Here is a 1,591-nt window from a genome sequence, read left to right as displayed (position 1 = left end):
TTATATTTATTTGACGATTTTACTAGCTTTTTCATTTTATCTCTTTTTTGACACATTCGCCAAAGTGAGATGCACCCTCTGGAACTCCCTCAACTCTCGGCTAAGTTACTCTGGTTTCCGATAATTAAGGCGACTTTAAAATGTGAATTTAGAGAGTAAAAATTAAATAGAGCGCAACGGAGACACCCCTCAAAATTAAGATTTAAAACCAAAAACTATGTAGCGATTGCTCTCGATAGAACTCAATGGAGAGACCGGAATCTACTCATGGCAACCATAATTTGGGGAAATCATGCTTTACCAATATATTGGGAGCTACTCTCTAAATTGGGCAGTAGTTCTTTCCGGGAACAGAAACGGGTACTAGGGCCGGTACTAGCCCTTCTAAAACCTTATCCGGTCGTGGTAATAGGGGACCGAGAATTTCATAGTGCTAAGCTCGCGGACTGGCTCAGGGCAAAGGGTGTAGACGTTGTATTTCGTCAAAAAAAGAGTGCTTTTGTAGCGACTTCATGCCAGCCAGGTAAGTCTTTAAAAAACCAAGGATTTAAAGCGGGCGAATCCCACTTTTTCAAAAATGTAACCTTTCAAAAATCTGACCCTATTCAGGGATTTAACTTAGGAGTTTATTGGGAAAAAAGTCACCGAGGGAACAAGGTAAAAGAACCGTGGTATTTACTAACTACGATTTCTAACCCCAAGCTGGTTAAGCAACTCTATCAAGCACGGTGGGGTATTGAAATGATGTTTAGAGATTGCAAAACTGGTGGCTATAATATGGAATCTACTCGGGTGGATGCTACCCGATTTTTAGCTTTGGTTTTGTTGATTACTTTCGCTTATTGTTTAGCGACTAATTGTGGTCATGAGTTTGAATCTAACCATTTAGTAGCTTACCTCGGTCGAAGCGAAAAAACTCCTAATAATTATCCTCATCACAGTACCTTTTGGCTCGGATTATCGGGTTATGCTTGGAGCCAGTCTCTCGTTTTCTGGCGAAAAGAGATGTTAGCATTGATGGCCCTAAAACCTCATAAAGCTCAGAATTTTCGTCAAGGTCTAAATGCTCTATCCCTTGTACAGCAACTGGTTTAGCTATCTTGTCACCCTCTCAGGGCGGGTTCTTTTAAATTGCGACAACCTCCTGAAATTAAAGGTACGGGTTATGTTGTCAAGTCTTTAGAGGCTGCACTTTGGGCGTTTTACAACAGTTCTTCTTTTGCTGAAGGCTGTTTGTTGGCTGTGAATTTGGGCGACGACGCGGATACAACTGGTGCGGTTTACGGACAGTTGGCGGGGGCTTTTTACGGAGAATCTGGTATACCGGAAAAATGGATCTCGCAATTAGTCGATCGCACTTTAATTGCATCTTTTGGCGATCGGCTTTTGACTTGCTCTAGATCGCTCTGAATACTTATATCATTTTTCAACCTTCTTTGTTTTTACAATAACTAGCAACTTGAGTTAATATAGATAAATTTACACAAACATTTCTGGTTGAGGGTTAATACAATGGGGTGCATCTCACTTTTGCGAATGTGTCAAAAAAGAGTTAAAATGAAAAAGCTAGTAAAATCGTCAAATAAAGATG

The 1,591-nt window shown here is 40.4% G+C and carries 1 protein-coding gene and 1 pseudogene; both read left to right on the top strand.

Translation table 11 applies throughout. The features are described from left to right. Window positions 1-78 precede the first annotated feature (78 nt). Window positions 79-1,095: pseudogene (locus QUA83_RS30390) on the top strand (IS4 family transposase); the annotation flags it as partial. A gap of 36 nt (window positions 1,096-1,131) precedes the next feature. Continuing rightward, window positions 1,132-1,410, top strand: coding sequence for an ADP-ribosylglycohydrolase family protein (locus QUA83_RS30385; protein WP_445301834.1), 279 nt, complete (start codon window positions 1,132-1,134; stop codon window positions 1,408-1,410). Window positions 1,411-1,591 lie beyond the last annotated feature (181 nt).

The sequence above is a fragment of the Microcoleus sp. K1-B1 genome (genome assembly GCF_036704705.1).
GTDB lineage: Bacteria > Cyanobacteriota > Cyanobacteriia > Cyanobacteriales > Microcoleaceae > Microcoleus.
This window is presented reverse-complemented; position numbering and strand designations above follow the sequence as displayed.